This window comes from Pseudomonas sp. RC2C2 (assembly GCF_018390435.1).
In the GTDB taxonomy this organism is placed as follows: domain Bacteria; phylum Pseudomonadota; class Gammaproteobacteria; order Pseudomonadales; family Pseudomonadaceae; genus Aquipseudomonas; species Aquipseudomonas donghuensis.
This window is the reverse complement of the sequence record NZ_JAHBAX010000001.1, coordinates 1,883,125-1,902,691: the sequence shown is the minus strand read 5'-3', so window position 1 is coordinate 1,902,691 and position 19,567 is coordinate 1,883,125. Positions and strand designations below refer to the sequence as shown.

23 protein-coding genes and 1 tRNA gene are annotated in these 19,567 nt (G+C 55.8%); 3 read left to right on the top strand and 21 right to left on the bottom strand.

The annotated features are described in order from the left end of the window. Positions 1-34: 34 nt before the first annotated feature. From KHO53_RS08860 to KHO53_RS08805, 12 genes are all read right to left on the bottom strand, one after another. Complete coding sequence (locus KHO53_RS08860; protein WP_213570204.1) at positions 35-2,089, bottom strand: hypothetical protein; 2,055 nt, start codon at positions 2,087-2,089, stop codon at positions 35-37. Then, on the bottom strand, positions 2,086-2,556 hold the full coding sequence (locus KHO53_RS08855; RefSeq protein WP_213570203.1) for a hypothetical protein: 471 nt from the start codon (positions 2,554-2,556) through the stop codon (positions 2,086-2,088). Before KHO53_RS08855 ends, KHO53_RS08860 begins: the two co-directional genes overlap by 4 nt. Further along, the gene (locus KHO53_RS08850) at positions 2,553-3,464 is read right to left on the bottom strand and encodes a hypothetical protein (RefSeq protein WP_213570202.1); all 912 of its coding nucleotides are present in this window, start codon (positions 3,462-3,464) and stop codon (positions 2,553-2,555) included. Before KHO53_RS08850 ends, KHO53_RS08855 begins: the two co-directional genes overlap by 4 nt. Before the next feature lie 341 nt (positions 3,465-3,805). Continuing rightward, positions 3,806-4,081: a hypothetical protein gene (locus tag KHO53_RS08845; RefSeq protein WP_213570201.1), complete on the bottom strand. Its 276-nt coding sequence runs from the start codon at positions 4,079-4,081 to the stop codon at positions 3,806-3,808. After that, positions 4,078-5,058, bottom strand: coding sequence for an integrase domain-containing protein (locus KHO53_RS08840; protein WP_213570619.1), 981 nt, complete (start codon positions 5,056-5,058; stop codon positions 4,078-4,080). Before KHO53_RS08840 ends, KHO53_RS08845 begins: the two co-directional genes overlap by 4 nt. Before the next feature lie 902 nt (positions 5,059-5,960). Beyond that, the gene (locus tag KHO53_RS08835) at positions 5,961-7,289 is read right to left on the bottom strand and encodes a tyrosine-type recombinase/integrase (protein ID WP_213570200.1); all 1,329 of its coding nucleotides are present in this window, start codon (positions 7,287-7,289) and stop codon (positions 5,961-5,963) included. Positions 7,290-7,453: 164 nt separating this feature from the next. Further along, positions 7,454-7,529: transfer RNA gene (locus tag KHO53_RS08830), tRNA-Thr, on the bottom strand. Positions 7,530-7,626: 97 nt separating this feature from the next. Next, complete coding sequence (locus KHO53_RS08825; protein WP_010221296.1) at positions 7,627-7,893, bottom strand: hypothetical protein; 267 nt, start codon at positions 7,891-7,893, stop codon at positions 7,627-7,629. A 24-nt stretch (positions 7,894-7,917) separates the two neighbouring features. After that, the gene (locus KHO53_RS08820; RefSeq protein ID WP_010221297.1) at positions 7,918-8,124 is read right to left on the bottom strand and encodes a hypothetical protein; all 207 of its coding nucleotides are present in this window, start codon (positions 8,122-8,124) and stop codon (positions 7,918-7,920) included. A 24-nt stretch (positions 8,125-8,148) separates the two neighbouring features. Continuing rightward, positions 8,149-8,529 (bottom strand): Aq_678 family protein, encoded by a 381-nt coding sequence (locus tag KHO53_RS08815; protein WP_010221298.1) that lies wholly within the window; start codon positions 8,527-8,529, stop codon positions 8,149-8,151. A gap of 18 nt (positions 8,530-8,547) precedes the next feature. Further along, positions 8,548-8,754, bottom strand: coding sequence for a helix-turn-helix domain-containing protein (locus tag KHO53_RS08810; RefSeq protein ID WP_010221299.1), 207 nt, complete (start codon positions 8,752-8,754; stop codon positions 8,548-8,550). Between the two features lie 9 nt (positions 8,755-8,763). Beyond that, a complete protein-coding gene (locus KHO53_RS08805; RefSeq protein ID WP_213570199.1) occupies positions 8,764-9,342 on the bottom strand; it encodes a hypothetical protein in 579 nt (192 codons plus the stop codon). A 541-nt stretch (positions 9,343-9,883) separates the two neighbouring features. On the opposite strand from KHO53_RS08805, the gene KHO53_RS08800 reads away from it, so the two are divergent. Both KHO53_RS08800 and mdtI read left to right on the top strand, forming a co-directional pair. Further along, positions 9,884-10,243 (top strand): multidrug/spermidine efflux SMR transporter subunit MdtJ, encoded by a 360-nt coding sequence (locus tag KHO53_RS08800; RefSeq protein WP_010221301.1) that lies wholly within the window; start codon positions 9,884-9,886, stop codon positions 10,241-10,243. Continuing rightward, positions 10,237-10,566, top strand: a complete 330-nt coding sequence (gene mdtI / locus KHO53_RS08795; protein WP_010221302.1) for a multidrug/spermidine efflux SMR transporter subunit MdtI — start codon at positions 10,237-10,239, stop codon at positions 10,564-10,566. Before KHO53_RS08800 ends, mdtI begins: the two co-directional genes overlap by 7 nt. A 230-nt stretch (positions 10,567-10,796) precedes the next feature. On the opposite strand, the gene KHO53_RS08790 is transcribed toward mdtI, so the two are convergent. The 5 genes from KHO53_RS08790 to KHO53_RS08770 are packed head-to-tail and all read right to left on the bottom strand — an operon-like array spanning position 10,797 to position 15,050. Further along, positions 10,797-12,017 (bottom strand): methyltransferase, encoded by a 1,221-nt coding sequence (locus KHO53_RS08790; protein WP_010221303.1) that lies wholly within the window; start codon positions 12,015-12,017, stop codon positions 10,797-10,799. A 45-nt stretch (positions 12,018-12,062) separates the two neighbouring features. Continuing rightward, on the bottom strand, positions 12,063-12,752 hold the full coding sequence (locus KHO53_RS08785) for an ABC transporter permease (RefSeq protein WP_010221304.1): 690 nt from the start codon (positions 12,750-12,752) through the stop codon (positions 12,063-12,065). After that, positions 12,749-13,444, bottom strand: coding sequence for an ABC transporter permease (locus tag KHO53_RS08780; RefSeq protein WP_010221305.1), 696 nt, complete (start codon positions 13,442-13,444; stop codon positions 12,749-12,751). The genes KHO53_RS08785 and KHO53_RS08780 overlap by 4 nt, the downstream gene beginning before the upstream one ends. Positions 13,445-13,501: 57 nt before the next feature. Beyond that, positions 13,502-14,263: an ABC transporter substrate-binding protein gene (locus KHO53_RS08775; protein WP_010221306.1), complete on the bottom strand. Its 762-nt coding sequence runs from the start codon at positions 14,261-14,263 to the stop codon at positions 13,502-13,504. 13 nt (positions 14,264-14,276) lie between these two features. Then, a complete protein-coding gene (locus KHO53_RS08770; RefSeq protein ID WP_213570198.1) occupies positions 14,277-15,050 on the bottom strand; it encodes an ABC transporter ATP-binding protein in 774 nt (257 codons plus the stop codon). 608 nt (positions 15,051-15,658) lie between these two features. Between KHO53_RS08770 and gabP the strand changes: the two genes are divergently transcribed. Further along, positions 15,659-17,053, top strand: coding sequence for a GABA permease (gabP, locus tag KHO53_RS08765; RefSeq protein WP_010221308.1), 1,395 nt, complete (start codon positions 15,659-15,661; stop codon positions 17,051-17,053). Positions 17,054-17,229: 176 nt separating this feature from the next. Here the strand turns inward: gabP and KHO53_RS08760 are convergent, their stop codons facing one another. The 4 genes from KHO53_RS08760 to ppk2 all read right to left on the bottom strand — a co-directional run bounded on the left by KHO53_RS08760 (position 17,230) and on the right by ppk2 (position 19,471). Continuing rightward, positions 17,230-17,514, bottom strand: a complete 285-nt coding sequence (locus KHO53_RS08760) for a type II toxin-antitoxin system RelE/ParE family toxin (RefSeq protein ID WP_010221309.1) — start codon at positions 17,512-17,514, stop codon at positions 17,230-17,232. Continuing rightward, positions 17,489-17,746: a CopG family ribbon-helix-helix protein gene (locus KHO53_RS08755; RefSeq protein ID WP_213570197.1), complete on the bottom strand. Its 258-nt coding sequence runs from the start codon at positions 17,744-17,746 to the stop codon at positions 17,489-17,491. Before KHO53_RS08755 ends, KHO53_RS08760 begins: the two co-directional genes overlap by 26 nt. 152 nt (positions 17,747-17,898) lie before the next feature. Continuing rightward, positions 17,899-18,336, bottom strand: coding sequence for a hypothetical protein (locus KHO53_RS08750; protein ID WP_010221311.1), 438 nt, complete (start codon positions 18,334-18,336; stop codon positions 17,899-17,901). A gap of 91 nt (positions 18,337-18,427) precedes the next feature. Next, complete coding sequence (gene ppk2 / locus KHO53_RS08745) at positions 18,428-19,471, bottom strand: polyphosphate kinase 2 (RefSeq protein WP_010221312.1); 1,044 nt, start codon at positions 19,469-19,471, stop codon at positions 18,428-18,430. Positions 19,472-19,567 lie beyond the last annotated feature (96 nt).

The following is a 19,567-nucleotide window of genomic DNA, read 5'->3' as shown; positions in this document are numbered from 1 at the left end:
CATGATGTCTGTTTTTTACAGGTGCCTGTCATAATTACAAACCAATTCGAGATATTACTGGGCTTTCAAAGCGAACAACATTAACTTCTAAGCCATCAATCATCTTTAGCAGGTCATCATACTTTTCACTCGTCGCAATGATAACCTGCTTATCCAACTCAAATGTTCGAGCCGCCTTTTCAATGAAAGTCTTAAAATTAACTTCTTTAGTCTCTTGCTGGCGTGGTTCGTCGAGCATCAAGAGCCCAAGGTGATTTGTTGATAACCCATTCAAACGAGAGTCCAGAACTAACAAAGTATACATATACGCCCATATAACTCGAATATTATCGCTTGCGGACGCCTCAGAACCTAAATCCACCTCATCGATAGCAGGTTTGTACGTACGCTTAGATATTTCAAAATCTTCAATAGGTGTACTTTTGTAATCAAAATCTTTAAGATTTTCTTTGAAAAAATTAAGAAGCTCATTGAGCTTTATATTGTCATTTCGACTAAACCCATCCCAAGGTAGCTTTTTCAATGCTCCCGTGATTGTCGACCAATCCAACATTACAGAAACTAGTTTCTGCTTGATCTCGGTTTCCAAGGCTGCCGCCTTTTCTACACTAGAAATTCTTTCCTCTAGCAAAATCTCTTTTCTAAGCTGAACACGAGAAGGCGCCCCCTTGACATCCGTCAAACTTTCTTTAACAGATCTTATCTCCGCACGAGTTGCATTGATTTTATGCTGGGCCTGAGAAATTAGTGACTTTTTTGTTAGCAGCTTTTTAGACTCACCTTCTTTCATCGAGTCAAAAACAATTTTTTGCTTTTCCAGGTACTTTATATTGTCATCTACCCCGAGTGCAGATTGGTTATGCATATGGGGTAGCAAAGAGTCTTCAACCGGCTGATTGCATGTTGGGCAAATACCCTCTAAAAAATTAAACTTCTCTTCTGAGCCATAATCTTGAAGTTTTTTAACATCGTTATATTTACGCAAACTCTCTCTAACAGAGGCAGTTCTTTTATCAATAGATTTTATGTACTCATCGCTGACATCCAGATCTGAGATAAGAATAGAAAACGCAGCCTCCTCCGCAGTAAGCTTTTCTGTCAGCAACGTTAGCTCAAGCTCAAGTCCAGGAATTTTTTGACTATCAATTTCAATAGCTTTTGACTCAGACCTGATTTTTTCTAAATCCGTTTTCAGATTTTCAACATATTGACCGAGGCTAACCTCTTTGGAATCGGTGTCAAGAAAATAAATATCAGACACGCTGTTTATTGCCGCCTGCTTACTTATATCATCCGAAATATTACCTGATACAAACGCTTGAACTTGCTTCGCCAACGAAACGAGCCTTTCAACATTAACAGTCCAAACAGACTCTAAATCGGACTGCCTGACCAAAAGCTGTTGCCGTTTCTTGCTATTCTCTTGAATATCAAGATCTAAGTTGTACTCAATGATTTTGCTGGAAAGTTCTTTAATCTGCAAATAAGTCGGGAGCACATTCAAAATTCCGCCCCACCCGCGCGTTTGCTCTACATAGTTTACGGCGAAAATTGATTCAAGGTATAAGTTTGAAAAAGAACCGTCATACTTAATTACCTGCGGTTCGTCTACCCCTAAGAATTTCTCTAGAAACTGATGAAATCCTCTGTCTCTCACAGCCGCCCCAGGATCTCGTACAAAATAATCTGTCAAAGCGCTACTAGGAAGGTTCTCAACATCGCCGGGCGCACCTTGATAAACAGAAATTAACCTGTTTTTACTTTCTATGCTACTTCTAACTAATGTAACCACAGCGCCAGACGAGTTTTCAATTTCGAGGAAAATCTTTGTTTCCGAAATTAAAGCATAGCTACCATCTGCCTTTTTCAATCTGGTCGTTAAAGCAGACTTTAACGGAGTCTTTCTAGAAGGCCCTAGAGTCCCCTCCAGCCCCAAAGCATAAATAATACTTTGTATACACGTTGACTTGCCGAAAGTATTTTCAGCCTGAATAATATTCAGCCCTTTAAAGAATGGTATGTCTACACCGTATCGGCCTTCGTTCGTTTGCGAAACTATCCTTAGTCTTCTCAGCTTCAACTTGCTCACAAACGCACCCCCGCGATAAGGCGATCAATAACTTCATCTGTAAAAAAAGACTTTTTGAACTTCAGAATAAATCCTTTCTCGTTAATAAAAACTTCTTTATCGAATTCAATCTTTTTTGCAAAATCCAACCCTTTCTTGGTGAGTTTAATGCTTTTAGACGAGTCCAGTTCGAAAACTTTTTCCCCTATCCCTAGGTCGATAGCTCTATCCACCAGCGGGTCGAATCTCACATTAAAGTTATCAAGTAAATCTTTAGTGGGCGAAAAATATTGTTGCCTTTTGTCTGAGGAGGAAATCAAGGAGCATAAGACTTGGATCTTTTTGGCATTGGCTTTGTTCCCAGAACTAAGCAATGACAAAATTAACGCAATCAAAGATATTCGCCAAACAGGCCGTAGCTCTGGCTCTACAGGGGTTCCTGTTTGGCGAAAGACCGCTTTCTTAGGTACAATATCTAATATGTTCATTGTTCGAAGTCCAAATTGCATCGCATTATCCAATCCGCGACCGTACCAGCTGCAATACATTCCAAATTATCTTCATGCAGTTTGCTCTTTTTCTCGAGGTTCCCTTTCAAAACCTCGACTTGCTGCGCTGGACTTTTTTGTACGGATTCGAAATACTCAATATACAACTGTTCTTCTCGAGCAATTACTCCTCCCATAATTTGAGAGTGATATTCAGGGTAGTCCTGCTTCAAGTCTGTCAGCATATTCTGAGAGTGAATTGCTTGTTTTAGCATGATTTCTCTAGTTTTTTCAATATGAGCCTGTGGAGCTTTTTTTAGCTTTAGAAGCTTGGTATCGATATTCCTTACAAACTCTGACTTGTCTGTTTGGAATTCAGACATATCAATGTCCGTGATGGCTTTTCTTTCTAGCCTCAAAACCCGCACGCCCTGCTCTAAAAGTTCGGATTCTTCGAGTTTAAAAGTTCCTCTGTCCCATACTAGAATTCGAAAGTCAGAATTATCAACATAAGGTAGCTTTGCTTCTACAACCTCTACAGTTTTCACGGCTGCATGCGCCACCAAATACTTAGAGTTAAGGTTGGGAACTACAAGAATCCACCTCCTTATTAGTGTAGAACTAAAGAATTTTGCGAGATTGCCGTCTTTATTTTCGATGAACTTATTAATATCAGTCGTCATCTTGTCGCGTTGCTTCTCATACAGCTCTGCAGTACTACATAGCTCCTCAGGGCAAAAGGATTGGTAGGCATTTCCACAGAACGAATACCCTTCAATACCTGCGTCACCGTTATGCCTGTCAGGAATTGGGACGTAATTTTCTTGTCCATGCTTGATCCGCAGAAGGTCGTTAACATGGCCCTCCCACTCCTTGCGTTCCCAAACCTTATTAGGACTTAGTTCCATAGCCAATCCATGTTTTGAAATTAATAAAACTTCGGCATCATTCTAGACTGCAATGCTTTCCGGGCAGCACTTTTGCTTTTTCTAGATTCGAAGACAGAGGGGCGCGATAGCTACGATCGGCTTTACAACATGAGTTAGGCAAAATTCCCTTTGTCGTCATACACCTATATCCTTAAGGCGACTGCGATTTGCTGGCCATGAGCCATGCTACTCTGAATTACCACTGATTTCCTAGGCGCGTCTACGGTCTGGCTTATGCCAATTTCAGTGCTGAATGACGGAGACAGGTTAAAAGTCCCCTGGACCGACCGGCGGAGCTTGGCCGTTTTTCCCCCCCCCACTTAACGGTTGAACACCCATGATTTTTCTAATCGATGAGTGAGCAGTTGCACCGTCAGCAAGTAGTAATAGCGTGTCGACTCACTACGCAGGTTCAGGTGGTGATTGAGAAACCAATCAAGGTGTTTTCTCTGCCAAGCCCAAGGGTTGTCCCGTCGCCAGCGCCCCGCAATTGCGGATTGGATCGCCTTCGCCTGACGCAGATGGCGTTGGCGCGTGGTATATGACCCTTTCAAAACACCAGCCAGGAACAACTCCATATCGAATGGCTTGCTCATGGTCGTCCCCCGATGTACGCCGCGACCACGTCGATACGGCCGTGCCCCAGCTCGTAGCTAACTTGCCTTCGGGCTTCTTGATCGAGCCGTCGGTCTATCCGGTTGCACCTGCCGCCGTTGATCGGCGCAGGATGATGGGTAATCTGCTGATAGCGTTCGCACGCATAGGCTGCCCGCAATTCATGGAAGCCTTTTAGTCGGTGTGTATGGAGGATGTCCCGTGCGGGACGGACGACTCCCTCCAAGAAGTCGAGGTAGCTTTCGTTTGGTGCAAGCAGGTTGCGGCTGCCGGTTGGCGAGAACTGTTCGGCAAACCTAAGAGCGTCACGAATACGATCATCCATGGTAATCCAGCGAGGTGCCGAGGCACCTGAGCGGCCGCCTTTGGTGCCGTCCTGGATGTTGATCTTCCCGTATTCTTTGCCCTCGCGGTTAAGGCGCGGTAGGTCGGCCAAGATGGCCTCGCGCAAGCGCATGCCAGTGACGCGCGCCAACTGGACGATGGCAGCGCTGCGTTGCTGCTTGTGTACGCAAAGTACGTCAACGATCCGCTTAATCTGTTCACGGTCTTGGCCTTGCGGAACCGAGCAACGAACACTGGTGCGCTGCATTCCCAACGCTTTGCTTGGGCTCGGCACTTTCACAGACTGATCACCGCGAAGCGCGGCCATGGTTCGGTTCACGCTGGACAATCGGTTTTGCGCAGTGGCGATGCCGATAGCGCCTTGTTCGACTTGCTGCCGCAGATGCCCGGCATAGCCCAGCAAGGTCTGCCGGTCAATTTTTCGCGCATCGTTAAGCCCGGGCCCATCCTCCGAGCGACACCAGTGCACAAACGCCTGCCAGCGATCACTGTGCGCCTTGACGGTGCCGTAATGCCCACCGCCAAACAGATCTTTCAATGCCTGTGGTCCTGCGTAGCTCAGTTGCCGGCCATAGCCAAAATTGCGCCCATCTCGTCTACCTACCAACATGATCAAACTCCTCTCGAAGCCAAACCGTTGAAGCCTTTCCCCACGTCATCCCGCCAAGAATGCTGAGTGTTATCAGGGATCAAGGCCCCTGCGACCGGTGAGGGTTGTCCACTAACGTGGGACTGACGGCTCTTTATGACCGAGAGCGTGGGCATCTCATGATCTGGCCTCCTGAACACTTCCAAAGAAGTGGGCGGGTGGAGGCTGCACTGGCTGACGAAACCAACGCTGCGAGATCCTGAGTTGGGTGAAGGCAGTGATGCGGTGACCGGGGCGTGCCTGACTGTCAGTCAGGAGCAGTCCATTCCCTGGGCTGCGGCACCATCATCTGCATCGCTGTTGCTGGTGACTTCGGTGTTTGTCACGCCGATTGTCACAAGGAGGAATGCCGCAAAGCCTTGTACGAGATGGGCTGCAGCAGCGGTAGGAGCGCCCGTCTCTTTCCGGGAGAAAGAGACGGGCGCAGGTTGGCGCAGTGAAATGGCCAAGCGGAAAGGTTGCTGCAGGGCAGCTGGGTAGGGGGATGTATTTGCCGCAATGGCAACGATCTGAAGTAGGCATCCATCACTCGGTGAGTGACCGTGCGAGCCGCCGGACGCTAATCGCACTTTGGGAGAACCACCACGGTGTGGCGTAGCCTTAAAGGTTCTGGCTACCTGGGTTGCTGTCAAAGACAGCGCTTTGCCCGATCTTTTCTACGCCTGTGGATAATTTGGGTCAAGGCTCGAACTTTCGGGAATTCTGCGGCTGTGGATGAAATTATCCGCCGGTGGAAATCTATGGTTTTCCACAGACAGTTGCGTGGGCTTTAGATTTTTTAAATGAGGTCCATCCAAGCAGGGCGGCTTTGCAGCCCCGCTTGGATGGACCCGCGTGGAAGGGCGGACAACGATGATCTCACAGGCTTACCCACGTTTGGATGCGCCACGGCTATTTTGTAGGGCTGTGATGTTGTCGCCGACTGGGTGAGCGAATTCGTGTGGTGTCACATGCCCATGGCGGTTGGCGTCGATGTAGTTGCTCCACCACGCCATGATCAGCCTGCGCTGTTCGAGGAATTCGGCCTTGTGGATATACGCGGCACGCACACGGTTGCGTTCCTTGTGGCTCATTTGTCTTTCGATGGCTGCGTCGGTCCATAACCCGGACTCCAGCAGAGCGCTACAGGCCATGGTCCTGAAGCCGTGGCCGCACACGTCCTTGCTGGTGTCATAGCCGACGTTGCGGAGCATGGTGTTCACCGTGTTCTCGGACATGGGCTTCCAGTACTTGTGGTCGCCCGGTAGTACCAACTCTGAAAAGCGACTGAGGCTGCGCAGGCGCTCCAGTATTTCGATGACCTGCGGCGATAGCGGAACCATTTGAATGTCGCCGTTCATCTTGGTCCCGCGCGTGGAGTTGCGTACCCCTTCAATCGGTGCGCGTGTATCGGGGATTTCCCACATGGCGCGTTGGAGGTCGAACTCACTCCATCGCGCGAAGCGCAGTTCGCTGGAGCGGACGAATACATGCAGCGTGAGTAGGACGGCAAGGCGTGTCAGCTCGCGGCCGTTGTAGTTGTCGATACGGTGTAGCAGTTCGGTTAGGCGGTTGAGGGATAGGGCCGGGCGATGGACTGTGCGCGGCGCGTGAATCGAGCCTGCCAGATCCAGTGCAGGATTCATGGTGATTTGCCGAGCCCTTTTGGCCCCGCGCATGATGGTGGATAAGTAGTTCTGTACCCTTAACGCCACATCCATGGTGCCGCGTTCCTTGATGCGCTGGGTGATCTCTAGCAGGTCATGGGTATCGAGTTCAGCGATGGGGCGTTGGCCGATCAGCGGGAAGACGTGGGTACGCAGCCGGCTCATCACGGTTTTTGCGTGGCCTTCGGTCCAGCGGCGGGACATGTCTGCGTGCCATTCCAGAGCAACGGTTTCGAAAAGCAGTGCCGCCCGCTGGGCTACGATCTTGGCCTTCTTCTTTTCTTCCATTGGATCGAGGTTGTCGAGCAGCAATGCCTTGGCTTCGTCTCGCTTACGCCGTGCGACTGAAAGGGTAACGATGGGGTAATTGCCGATGATGAGCGTACCTTCCTTGCCGTTGGGCTTGGTGTACTTCAAGCGCCAGGTCTTCACGCCATTGGGTTTGACGAAAAGGTACATGCCGCCGCCGTCGAACAGTTTGTAGGCGCGTTCGCGGGTTTTGGCCGTGCGGCATTGCAGGTCGCTGAGGGGGATCGCTAGACGTGGCATAGGGGTACGCGCTCCTGACCGGGAAATCGCAATACCCCTAACATACCCTCGGGGAAGGGGGATTTTGTTGGATCCCGACAGAGGGTCCTGGAACGAAAAAACCCGCCAAAGGGCGGGTTTTCGGGGCTTCCAGAGCATTCGGTGGAATGCAATGGAGCCTAATGTGGTGCCGGCACCAGGAATCGAACCCGGGACCTACTGATTACAAGTCAGTTGCTCTACCATCTGAGCTATACCGGCACAGGGGCGTCATTATAGCGATCAGTTTGCGTCTGTAAACCACTTCTGCAACATTCCTCGCGATGCCCGGTTTCAGCGGCTATCGCGAGGTGTTTTGTTACCAGCCGCGGTGCATTGTCGTGGCGCTAGGTTCGGCTTTGGTGGGGTCGAATATCAGCGGTTTGTAGCGGCAATCGTGCTTTTTACAGTGCTCTCGGCAGCCGTGCTTTTTCTTGCAGGTGTAGGCCGGGCCCGAGTAGCCCTTGTCGCCATAGATCTGCATCTGCGGGATTTCCCAGCCAGACATCGGGGTGTAGTCGCCGGTCGTGCAGCCGCTCAAGTAAAACGCGAAGGCAAGCAGGAGGAAGGATCTGATAATAGCCACAGGCAATTCCGTTTGGTCGAAGTGTCAGTGTTTGTGTGTGTGGAGGTAGCGCTGGATGGCGTGGTGGTCGCGGCTGAAGTCCGGCCCGGGGAAGCTCTGGTTGCCGTACATCTGCATGGGCGGCACTTGCCAGCCGGACTCGGGTGGCGGGATTTGCCAGTCGGACATGAAGGTGCAGCCGCTCAGGTAAAACGCGGACGCAAGCAGGGCGATGGATCTGATGATATCCACAGTCAATTCCGTTTAGTCGAGGCGTCAGTCTTTGTTGAGGATGCGCTGGATGGTGCCGCCGCAGGCCTGGTAGCAGCTGTCGTAATCGTTACCGCACGAGTAGCTCGAACCGCTGTTGAACGGGTAGCTGGGGTAGTAGCAGCTTTTGCGCGCTTCCTTTTTGCTCTTGCCGACCTGGCAATGCTGGTAGCTTCTGAGGTTGGCCTGGTACAGGGCCTGGTCGCTGTTTTCCTGCAGGCGCGCCATCTGTTTGCAGTGGTTGCGTTCCATCGAGCAGGAGTTGATGCAGTTCATGCCCGCCATGCTTGGCGGTGGGGAGTATCTATAGGTGTAGCTGGGGCCGCAGCCGCCGAGCAGGCCGACGGCCAGTAGCAGCGCGGCGCGCCACTTGAGTGAATTGCTCACGAGTTGCCAGTTCCTTGTTCATTCCTCGCTGAACTCCAGCAGGTCACCTGGCTGGCAGTTCAACGCGCGACAGAGCTTCTCGAGGGTTTCCATCTTGAAACCCTTGATCTTGCCGTTTTTCAGCAACGACAGGTTCGCCTCCGTAATACCGATAATCTCGGCCAGATCCTTGGAGCGGATCTTGTTCTTGGCCATGACTACATCGAGTCGAATAATTATCGGCATAGGGGCAAGCTAGACATAACAGTTGTGTTCATCGCTGATGGTTTTGGCGTCACGCATGAGGAGTGAGAAGGCGCACAGGAAGATGCCTTTCATGATCTCGTAAACCGCCTGGGATGATACACCGATCGATACACTGAAGCTTCTTTCGCCTTTGGGCAGGTCGATGGAGAACGCCAGGCCCTGCAAGGTGCCGATCATCGGCCAGACCATCGGCAAGCCGATGCACAGCAAGCCCACCCACCAGAGCATCTTGATGTTCTGCGTCGTCCAGGTTTCGCCCCGGGACAAACGCAGGAAGAACAAGCCGGTCAGGTACAAGGCAAAAGCCGAGAGGCTGGCGGGGATCAGTTCCAGGCCGATCACCAGGCCCAGGGCCAGGTGCGAAGGCTGGTAGTCCGGGGCCAGCAGCAGCGGCATGTTTTCACCGAAGCTTTGCAGGTAGGCGCCTTGCACTTGGGTTTTTTCGAACACCCACAATAGTACGTTGCCGCCGAACTCGACGATCCCTGTACCCCAGGCGAGCACCGCGGCGAATGCACCGATCACTCGCAGACGCGATCTCGCGTAAGCCACTGTCTTACTGTTCATGGTTTCCCTCCGTGCTAGTTGAGCGGGGTACATTATTTGTGAAAAATTATCGTATTACAATAATTAATTGTGATTTTGGTAGGGGTGCGGCGTTTTGACACGAGGGCGGGAGAGGGGTGTCAGAGGCTGCGCGGTGGCTGCATCGCTGGCAAGGCCAGCTCCCACATGGGCCAATGTGCCACTACTGTGGGAGCCGGCCTTGCCGGCGATGGGGTGCGCAGCAGCCCCAGAATGGCCGGGTAATATAATTTACGAACCTTTCTGCAACCTTTAAGGGTTTTCACCTTAATACGGACTGAAAGTCGCGAAAATTAATTAGCCATTTTCTATCGATTTGACTTTAACGATGCCTTGAGCTAATTTGTTGTTCATTATGTTGAACACTAAAGCGTTTCCGCTCTTCACCTCCCGCCTGGTTTCCCGTGAACGTCACTGGACCGGCGACCTCTAGCGCCTCCCCCGACAAACAGCCTCGTTTCTCTTTTTGTCTGCAGCCGTCAGCGCGATTTCGCTCGGCTTGTGTCGCCCGTGGGAGGGCATCATGCGTTCCTGGATCTATCTGTTTATCGCCATCACCGCTGAGGTGATCGGCACCGCGTCGATGAAGTTCGCCGCCAGTCATTTCCCCATTCTTGGCCACGGGTTGATGTACCTGATGATCGGCCTGTCGTACTTCTTCCTGGCGCTGGCGGTTAAGCGCGTGCCAGTGGGCGTGGCCTACGCCCTGTGGGAAGGCATCGGCATCGTGCTGATTACCCTGATCAGCGTCACTTGGCTGGGCGAGAGCCTGGGCCTGCTCAAGGCCGCCGGCCTGGGTGTGATGATCGCCGGTATCCTGCTGATCAAGTCGGGTACCCGCGCCGCACCAGCCCCGCGCCACATGGAGGCGCTGCCATGCTGAGCATGAACTGGATTCCCTTCGCTTGGCTGGGCCTGGCGATCGTGCTGGAAGTGATCGCCAACCTGCTGCTCAAGTATTCCGACGGCTTTAAAAAGCGCGGCCTGGGCATCGCCTCGATTCTCTGCGTGCTGGCCGCCTTTACCGCGCTGGCGCAAGCTGTGCGAGATATCGAACTGTCGCTGGCCTATGCCATCTGGGGTGGCTTCGGCATCCTTGCCACTGTGGCCATGGGCTGGGCGTTGTTTGGTCAACGCCTGATGGGGCGTGGTTGGCTGGGGCTGGCGCTGTTGCTGGTGGGCATGAGCCTATTGAAACTGGCTTGATTCAACGTGTTTAGCGCTATTCGCGCAAAGGCTTATGCACAAGGCGCATGCCAAGTCGATGGTCGTTGCATCGGAGCAATGCTCGCCGTTGGTCTTTGCGCAAATGGCTGTTTTTGCTGGCGATTAATCAGTGAGCAAAAAATGACCAGGCTGTAAAAACGCTTGGATCCATGAATTTGCAGGGGTCCTACGCAAAGTTGCGCACAGAGTTATCCACAGGCTGCGCGCCTTTATCGGCGTTCGGCCAACAGCAGCAGATTGCGCGGGGTGAGAGGTTGTTCACAAAACACCCCGAGCTGTACCTCGTAGGACTGTTCCTGCAGGAACAGTGCGCGATCGAGCACCAGCCAAAGTTCCAGCGGGCGGCGGAACACATTGCGTAGTAACTCCAGGTTGCGCACCTGGGCCAGGCGCTGCCAGCCCGCAGCTTCCAGCGCGAGCCAATCGGGCTCGGCCTCTACCGGCAAGCTCTTGAGTGCTGCCAGGTCGAGGCAGTAGTCGGCATACGGCTTGTGCAGCCAGCTGACCGCCAGCGAAGGCGTCGGCAGGTACTCATCCACCCCACGCAGCTGACGTTGCCACAGATCGAAACCCAGGCGCCTGGCCATGGATTGATCGCGCTGGCGGCGAACGCGCGTTCCCGCAGTAACCGTTTCACTGAGCGGCAGGCCGAGGTCATCGATCGACAACTGCAAGCCAGATGCCTTGGCGGCGGTGGATAACGGTTGGTAGTGCGGCGCCTGGATGCGGTTGTAGCAGCAGGGCGCGATGGCCAGCTGGCGGCAGCCCCGAAGGCTGGCCAGCTGCATCAGGCGTACATGCAAATCACCGCAGGCATGCAGGGCCACTGCGGTGTGCTCGGCATTCAACTGCAATGGCGCATCATCGGCCAGTACATCCTGCAGGCGGTGCTCGGCGGGCAAGTGGTGATGCTGGCTGAGAGCGATTCCGGCGTCGACCAGCGCCGGGTCGTATTCCAGGCAGGTCAGTTGCTGGCTGTGCGGCTGCAGCAAGCGCCGGCCCAGATGGCCTTTGCCGGCGCACCAGTCCAGCCAGTGGCGTGGGCTGTGGATAAAGCCCAGGTGGCTGGCGAAAGCTTCGATCTGCTGCCATTTGCGCCCCGGTACATCGACGTTCAGGCGCTGGCTCGCCGAGGGCAGGGCCACGGTGGATAACTCGCCGATGGCAGACAGCTGTGCCGCCATACGCGCCAGTTGTGGCAAGGGCGCCGGTGCGTCCAGTTGCTCGGGATGATTGTGCGCCGCCTCCGCTTCGCTTAACGAGCGCTGGCGCAACCAGCCGGCAAGGGCTGGATACGAGGTTTCCCAAGGCAGCTCAAGCTGGGTGAAAGGCCGTGGCCGCCACAGTGCCTGGTGCTCGCGCAGAAAGCTGTCCAGCGCCTGGAAGCGGCTGAGCAGTTGGTCGCCGGAAAGAGGAAGGGCAGTGGTCATGAGCAGATACGAAAACGGGGCTGTGATCAGCCCCGTTATACAGGTTTATCGACCCTGGCAGGCGTCGACGCGCAGCCAGCGTTCCAGCTGTTTGAAGGCTTGAACCAGCAGGAAGGAAATCAGCAGGTAGAACAGGCCCGCAGCGAAAAAGATCTCCACTGGCAGGTAGGTCCGGGCGATGATGGTCCGCGCCATGCCGGTCAGCTCCAGCAGGGTGACGGTGCTCGCCAGGGCGCTGGCCTTGAGCATCAGGATCACTTCGTTGCTGTAGGCCGGCAGGCCGATGCGCGCTGCGCGTGGCAGCATGATGTAGATCATCGCCTTGGCCCGGGACATGCCCAGGGCCCGCGCCGCTTCAATCTCGCCGCGAGGGATGGCCTGCAACGCGCCACGCAGGATTTCTGCGATGTAAGCGGCAGTATGCAGGGTCATGGTCAGCACCGTGCACCAGAACGGGTCCCGCAGGTAGGGCCACAAGGCACTGTTTCGCACGGCATCGAACTGGGCAAGCCCGTAGTACACCAGGAACAACTGAACCAGCAGCGGTGTGCCACGGAAAAAGAAAATGTAACCGTACGGCAGGGCGCGCACGTACCAGTGTCGCGAGGAGCGGGCGATACCCAGTGGAATGGCGATGATCAGCCCGGCAATGACCGCGATGCTCACCAGTTCCAGGGTCAGCGTGGCGCCTTGGGCCAGGCGTGGCAGCCACTTGATGATGACTTCCCAGTTCATTGATTGGCCCTCGCGAAGCCGCGACCGGCGCGTTTTTCCATGAAGTGCATGCCGGTCATGGCCAGGACCGTCAGGCCCAGGTAGATGATGGCGGCGACCATGTAGAAGGTGAACGGCTGCTTGCTCACGGTCACGGCGATTTGCGAGTGACGCATGATTTCTTCCAGGCCGATCACCGAGACCAGTGCGGTGTCTTTCATCAGGATCATGAACAGGTTGCCCAGGCCGGGCAGCGCGATCCGCCACATTTGCGGCAAGATCAGTTTGGAGAAGATTCGCCCTTTGGACAGGCCGAGCGCCAGGCCAGCTTCACGGTGACCCTTGGGAATGGCCAGGATTGCACCACGGAACACCTCCGTGGCATAGGCGCCGAAGCACAGGCCCAGGGCAATCACGCCTGCGGCAAAAGCATTGAGCTCCAGGCCGGGAATATTCAGGAGTTCGCCAAGCCGGTTCATCAGGCTGACGGTACCAAAGTAAATCAACAACACCCAGAGCAGTTCGGGCACGCCGCGAACTATCGTTGAGTAGAAGCCACCCAGCCATTGCAGGGGTTTGTACGGCGAGGTCTTGGCCAGGGCGCCAAGCAGCCCCAGGACCAGCCCCAGGCATAGGGCCGACAACGCGAGTTTGACGGTCATCAGCGTCCCGACAAACAGGGCCGGACCGAATCCGTAGAGATCAATATTCATGGGCAGGTTTGTTCAAGGGACCGGCATCGCCTCCAGGGCAATGCCGGTCGGGGCGAATCAATAGATGCTGAACGGGAAGTATTTGTTGTTGATCTTCTCGTAGGTGCCGTCGGCAACGATTTCTTTCAGTGCAGCGTTCAGCTTGTTGCGCAGTTCATTGTCACCTTTGCGCACAGCGATGCCGACCTTGTCGCTTTCGTTCACCGGCTCGCCTTTGAACTCGTAGTTTTGACCCGCTGCGGACTTGAGCCAGTCGTAGTTGGCGTACTTGTCGGCGAGGATGGCATCGACGCGGCCTGAAGTCAGGTCCAGGTAGGCGTTTTCCTGACCATCATAGAGGTTGACCTTGAACTCGCCGTCCATGCCGCCGTTGTCGTCCAGCCAGGTTGCGGCCTGGGTAGCACGCTGGGTGCCAATGGTCTTGCCTTTGAGTGAGGCGCGGTCGGTCTTGAAGTCGACGTTTTTCGGGGCGATGAACTGCTGCTTGTTCGAGTAGTACGGGTCGGTGAAGTCTACGGCCTGCTTGCGCTCGTCGGTGATCGACAGCGACGAGACGATGAAGTCGGACTTCTTCGCGTTCAGGGCGGGAATGATGCCGTCCCAGTCGGAGACCACGACTTCACACTCGACCTTCATCTTGGCGCACAGGGCGTCGCCGATGTCTTTGTCGAAGCCGACCACCTGGCCGCTGGCATCCTTGTTGTTGAACGGCGGGTAGGCCGCCTCAATGCCCATCTTCAGTTTCTCGGCAGCCATGGCATTGGCCGAGAACACCAGCGTGGCGGCAGCGGCCAGGAGGAATTTCTTATAGGTCTGCATGCGTGTTGCTCCGTTAGCGGTTGCTGGACATGAATTGTTTACAACGCGCCGAGGTCGGGTTTTCGAAAACCTGCTGCGGCGTTCCTTGCTCTTCGACCAGCCCCTGGTGCAGGAAGACGACTTCGCTGGACACCTGGCGGGCAAAGCCCATTTCGTGGGTAACCAGTAGCATGGTACGGCCTTCTTCGGCGAGGGCACGGATAACGTTGAGCACTTCCTGAACCATTTCCGGGTCCAGGGCCGAGGTCGGCTCATCGAACAGGATGACCTTGGGCTTCATTGCCAGGGTGCGGGCGATGGCCGCACGCTGTTGCTGACCTCCGGACAGTTCGGCCGGGTAGCTGTGACGCTTGTTGTGGATGCCGACCTTGTCCAGCAGCGCTTCGGCATGCTCGATGGCCTCGGCCTTGCTTTGGCCCAGCACCCGGCGCGGCGCCTCGATGATGTTGTCGAGGATGCTCATGTGCGGCCACAGGTTGAAGTTCTGGAAGACGAAGCCGATCTCGCTGCGCAGGCGATTGATCTGCTTGTTGTCGGCGGCCACCAGTTCGCCGTTTTTTGCCGCCTTGAGCTTGAGCTCTTCACCGGCCATCAGGATCTGGCCCTGGTGCGGGTTTTCCAGCAGGTTGATGCAGCGCAGCAGAGTGGACTTGCCGGAGCCGGAGGATCCCAGGATCGAGATCACATCGCCATCACGTGCGGTCAGCGAAATTCCCTTGAGGATTTCCTGGTCGCCGTAGCGTTTGTGCAGGTTGCGGATTTCCAGCGCGGGCGTGGCCTCAGCCATGTGCGGTCCTCATGTGTTCTGGTGCGCTCCTGCTGTTAGCGGCCTTCCTGGCGAGGCGCCAAGCTAGCATAGCGGTCCGAAGACAGCCAATAACGTCGGGAGAGGCAATCGGTTGCTGGGAGGGCGGGTGTCGCATCGCTGCAGTGGACTGTCGCGCAGATGTCCGCCTACCCTCGTTTCCAGGGCCGGAGCCTTGATGAAAAAAGGCGCGATGGTGCCAGTTTTGGCCGTTTCTGGGAAGTCGTTTCTGACCTTGTGCACAGGTTCGGGCCTTTATCTACGGTTCTGGTTGTACCTGAGGGTTGCGCCTTTTTGCTCGTAGGAAGTGCATGAGGTGTTACCGGTGACGGTTTGTGGTGCACCTGGGGCATTTGTAAGTGGGTATTTCAGTAATTGGCCCATTCCGTCGATTTATCAGGGGCTTTCGGTCAAGTCTTGGCCGAAAGGCCTGTAAGCCTTGTTAAACGGGGCTGTGAGAATTTTCGAACGAACGGTCATCGGAATGGCGCGGTTATTGCCTTATCGATCGGCAACAGGAAGTAGCACTCTTTTTGAAGGGCGCGACTCGGTAGCAGGATCAAAACGCCATTTCTTGCAAAGGTAGTTTTATGAGCGGTACGCACAATTCCAACGACCTCGCTCAGGGGCTCAAACAACGGCATGTGACCATGCTGTCGATTGCCGGTGTCATCGGTGCCGGCCTGTTCGTTGGCTCCGGCCACGCCATCGCCGAGGCCGGCCCTGCGGTTTTGCTCGCCTATGCCGCCGCCGGGACCCTGGTGGTGCTGGTCATGCGCATGCTGGCGGAAATGGCCGTCGCCTCGCCAGACACCGGTTCGTTTTCGACTTACGCCGACAAGGCCATCGGCCACTGGGCCGGCTTTACCATCGGCTGGCTGTACTGGTGGTTCTGGGTGCTGGTGATCCCGCTGGAGGCCAACGCCGCCGCGACCATCCTGCATGCCTGGTTCCCCGATATCGGCATCTGGGTGTTTACCCTGGTCATCACCTTGCTGCTGACCGCGACCAACCTGTTCAGTGTGAAGAACTACGGTGAATTCGAGTTCTGGTTCGCCCTGCTCAAGGTGGTGGCGATCATCGGTTTCATCATCCTCGGCGTGGCCGCGATCTTCGGTCTGCTGCCCAACAGCCAGGTCAGCGGCGTCAGCCATCTGTTCGACACCCAGGGCTTCATGCCCAACGGCATGGGCGCGGTGCTGGCTGCGATGCTGACTACCATGTTCTCGTTCATGGGTACCGAGATCGTCACCATCGCCGCCGCCGAGTCGAAAGACCCGGGCAAGCAGATCACCAAGGCCACCAACTCGGTGATCTGGCGGATCTTCCTGTTCTACCTCGTGTCGATCTTCGTGGTCGTGGCCTTGGTGCCGTGGACCAATAGCGAACTGGCCGAAGTCGGTTCGTACCAGACCGTGCTCAACCTGATGGGCATCCCCAATGCCAAGCTGATCGTCGACATCGTCGTGTTGATCGCGGTGACCAGCTGCCTGAACTCGGCGCTGTATACCTCCTCGCGCATGCTCTTCTCCCTGAGCAAGCGTGGTGATGCCCCGGCCATGGCCCAGCGCACCACCTCCAGCGGTACCCCGTATGTGGCGGTGGTGCTGTCGACTGCGGCGGCGTTCCTCACGGTGATCGCCAACTACCTGGCGCCTGCCCAGGTGTTCGAGTTCCTGCTGGCAAGCTCCGGCGCCATTGCCTTGCTGGTGTACCTGGTGATTGCCGTGTCGCAACTGCGCATGCGCCGTCAGCGTATGCAGCGCGGTGAGAAGATTGCCTTCAAAATGTGGCTGTTCCCGGGGCTGACCTGGGCGACCATCGCCTTTATCGTCGGCATTCTGACCGTGATGCTGATCCGTCCGGATCATCGCATTGAAATCGTTGCCACCGGTTTGCTGTCCATCGCCGTGGTAGCCGCAGGGCTGCTGGTGGCGCGCAAGCGCAAGGCCGAGGCGGCCGGGCGGGCGGTGCTGAACAACTGATGTGCTGCGGGTGAAATGACAAAGGCCGCGATCTGTGAGGATTGCGGCCTTTTTGTTTCAGCAGGAAGTGGTGCGGTGTCCATGCTGGCCTCATCGCTGGCAAGCCAGCTCCCACAGGGACTGTGGTGGGAGCCGGTCTTGCCGGCGATGGGCTGCAGCGCAGCCCCAACCGAACATCACCATTGCTCGGGCCGCTCACTGCTCTGATGAAGCAACCGCAGCACCTGAACCCGGCCCTCGATCAAGCGGTATGGGGCAATAAAGGGGATATGGGCGAGCACCAACTCACGCACATCAGGCACCGGCGAAGGCCGGCCGGCACCAGGAAAACGCTCAAGAATTTCCAGGCTGTTGAGAATGCCCTGAACCATCGCAAAGGCCGTTTTGCTGCCCGCTTTGAGTTGATAGTGCTCGAAAATCGAATCCAGGTCGCTTTCAGCCTTCGCCGTCAGTGCAATCATCGTCGCGTTTCACCCACTTTGCCTTGACCCGGGAAAGGTCGGTCAGGTTGCCGGTGTCGGCATCACTGATGCCTTCGGCAATCGCCTGTACGTGCCAGGCCTCGGCTTCGACATAGCGCAGCAAGGCGCGCTTGAGGTGATATTGGCGATCTCGATCGGTGGCGGCTGCCAGTTGATCGAGCTTTTCGGCGAGGGAGGCTTCGACGCGAAAGGACAGAACCGGGGAAGTCATGTCTACGCTCCTGACTTTGTATACGTTGTAAACGTTCAACAAAGGTTAGGTGGCGACGAGGCGATGGTCAATCGGCTGGGGACCTGTGGTCAATGTAGGAATTTTCTTGAAAGGTTCTGGCTCCCGAGGCATATCGGGAGCCAGGCATGGCTTCAGCCAAACTTCTTCTGCTGCTTGGACACTGCTTCGGAAGCTGCAATGTAGGCGTCCTGGAACTCATCGCTCTCGAGCCAGGCCATGGTCGTGGCTTCGTCGGCGCCGTCCAGCCATTTGCGGTAGGCGCTGAAGACCATGACGATGTAGTCGGTGGCGTGTTCTTCCTTGTGACCCTTGAGCACCAGGGCCAGCAGCGGGTCGACCAGGAATACCGAGATCAGCGCAACCAGGCCGTTGTCCTGGGCTTGCTTCATCTTGTCGAACAGGGCGCTGTAGCTGCCCGATTCCATGGCCTTGTTGAACACCTGCTCGACGCTGGCGCTGGAGCTTTCGCCCGAGCTCTTGACCGCCTGGCCGCTACGCACCATGCGGTTCTCGCGGGCCTTGTTGGCGGCGCGTTTGGCGCGTTTCTGTTGTTTGCTGCTGGAGGCCATCGGTGAACCCTTGTGCTGAACCGGAAAAATTCTGCGTATTGAATCGCAGTTGGCCGGGAAACCCAAGTACAGCCGACGGCCTGGGCCGAGATCAGGCCGGCTGGGCCAGCTCGCCGCGGTCTTCCTCTTCCAGCACGCGCGCGGCGCGGTCTACCAGCAGTGGGTCAGGCTGGTGGGCGACGCTCAGGTCCTTGCCGGGGTAATCCAGCGAGTGCAGGAAGTGGCGGATACAGTTGATCCGCGCGCGCTTCTTGTCGTCGGACTTGATCACCGTCCACGGTGCGTCGGCGGTGTCGGTGTGGAAGAACATCGCTTCCTTGGCGGCGGTGTATTCGTCCCACTTGTCCAGCGACTTGATGTCGATCGGTGACAGCTTCCAGTGCTTGAGCGGGTCGTCACGGCGCGAGATGAAGCGGCGCAGCTGCTCTTCGCGGTTCACCGAGAACCAGTACTTGAACAGCAGGATGCCGCTGTTGCACAGCATGCGTTCGAGCTCCGGCGCCTGGCGCATGAACTCCAGGTATTGCAGCGGCGAGCAGAAGTCCATGACCCGCTCGACCCCGGCACGGTTGTACCAGGAGCGGTCGAAGAAGACCATTTCACCCGCCGTGGGCAGGTGCTGGACGTAGCGCTGGAAGTACCACTGGCCTTTCTCCTGCTCGGAAGGCTTCTCCAGGGCGACGATTCGCGCGCCACGCGGGTTCAGGTGCTCCATGAAGCGCTTGATAGTGCCGCCCTTGCCGGCAGCGTCACGGCCTTCGAACAGCACGACGATGCGCTGGCCGGTTTCCTTGACCCAGCTTTGCACCTTGAGCAGCTCGATCTGCAGCTCATGCTTGGCCTTTTCGTACTCGGCGCGGCGCATGCGGTTGCGGTATGGGTAGCTGGCCGGCAATTTGGCCAAGGCGCTGTCTTCGTTGGAGCCGCGCGGTGCCGAGGCAACCTTCAGGGCTGCCGGTTGCTGGCTGATGGCGCTGATCTGCGCTTCGCCAGCGGCGCTTGCGGCAGGCTTGCGCGGGGTACGCGGACGGCGTGGACGAGTGCTGGCAGCTTTGTGCGCCGGGCTTGGGCTGGTGCCCGCAAGTGTTTCGGCGGCGGGCGAGGGCAGGGGCAGGGCAGTGGATTCTTCGCTCATGGGGAGGCCTGTTGGTTCCTTCTAATATCCTCAGAGCATTTTATCGGGGCAGGCCAGGGGCATATTGACGGTGGTCAACAGCCCTTGGCATAGCGC

Bases quoted from the DNA above. Each gene is read 5' to 3' on its own strand.
- KHO53_RS08855 (WP_213570203.1), bottom strand. From the start codon at position 2,556: ATGAACATATTAGATATTGTACCTAAGAAAGCGGTCTTTCGCCAAACA.
- KHO53_RS08850 (WP_213570202.1), bottom strand. From the start codon at position 3,464: ATGGAACTAAGTCCTAATAAGGTTTGGGAACGCAAGGAGTGGGAGGGC.
- KHO53_RS08845 (WP_213570201.1), bottom strand. From the start codon at position 4,081: ATGAGCAAGCCATTCGATATGGAGTTGTTCCTGGCTGGTGTTTTGAAA.
- KHO53_RS08835 (WP_213570200.1), bottom strand. From the start codon at position 7,289: ATGCCACGTCTAGCGATCCCCCTCAGCGACCTGCAATGCCGCACGGCC.
- KHO53_RS08810 (WP_010221299.1), bottom strand. From the start codon at position 8,754: ATGCCGATAATTATTCGACTCGATGTAGTCATGGCCAAGAACAAGATC.
- KHO53_RS08805 (WP_213570199.1), bottom strand. From the start codon at position 9,342: ATGAACAGTAAGACAGTGGCTTACGCGAGATCGCGTCTGCGAGTGATC.
- KHO53_RS08800 (WP_010221301.1), top strand. From the start codon at position 9,884: ATGCGTTCCTGGATCTATCTGTTTATCGCCATCACCGCTGAGGTGATC.
- mdtI (WP_010221302.1), top strand. From the start codon at position 10,237: ATGCTGAGCATGAACTGGATTCCCTTCGCTTGGCTGGGCCTGGCGATC.
- KHO53_RS08790 (WP_010221303.1), bottom strand. From the start codon at position 12,017: ATGACCACTGCCCTTCCTCTTTCCGGCGACCAACTGCTCAGCCGCTTC.
- KHO53_RS08785 (WP_010221304.1), bottom strand. From the start codon at position 12,752: ATGAACTGGGAAGTCATCATCAAGTGGCTGCCACGCCTGGCCCAAGGC.
- KHO53_RS08780 (WP_010221305.1), bottom strand. From the start codon at position 13,444: ATGAATATTGATCTCTACGGATTCGGTCCGGCCCTGTTTGTCGGGACG.
- KHO53_RS08775 (WP_010221306.1), bottom strand. From the start codon at position 14,263: ATGCAGACCTATAAGAAATTCCTCCTGGCCGCTGCCGCCACGCTGGTG.
- KHO53_RS08770 (WP_213570198.1), bottom strand. From the start codon at position 15,050: ATGGCTGAGGCCACGCCCGCGCTGGAAATCCGCAACCTGCACAAACGC.
- gabP (WP_010221308.1), top strand. From the start codon at position 15,659: ATGAGCGGTACGCACAATTCCAACGACCTCGCTCAGGGGCTCAAACAA.
- KHO53_RS08760 (WP_010221309.1), bottom strand. From the start codon at position 17,514: ATGATTGCACTGACGGCGAAGGCTGAAAGCGACCTGGATTCGATTTTC.
- KHO53_RS08755 (WP_213570197.1), bottom strand. From the start codon at position 17,746: ATGACTTCCCCGGTTCTGTCCTTTCGCGTCGAAGCCTCCCTCGCCGAA.
- KHO53_RS08750 (WP_010221311.1), bottom strand. From the start codon at position 18,336: ATGGCCTCCAGCAGCAAACAACAGAAACGCGCCAAACGCGCCGCCAAC.
- ppk2 (WP_010221312.1), bottom strand. From the start codon at position 19,471: ATGAGCGAAGAATCCACTGCCCTGCCCCTGCCCTCGCCCGCCGCCGAA.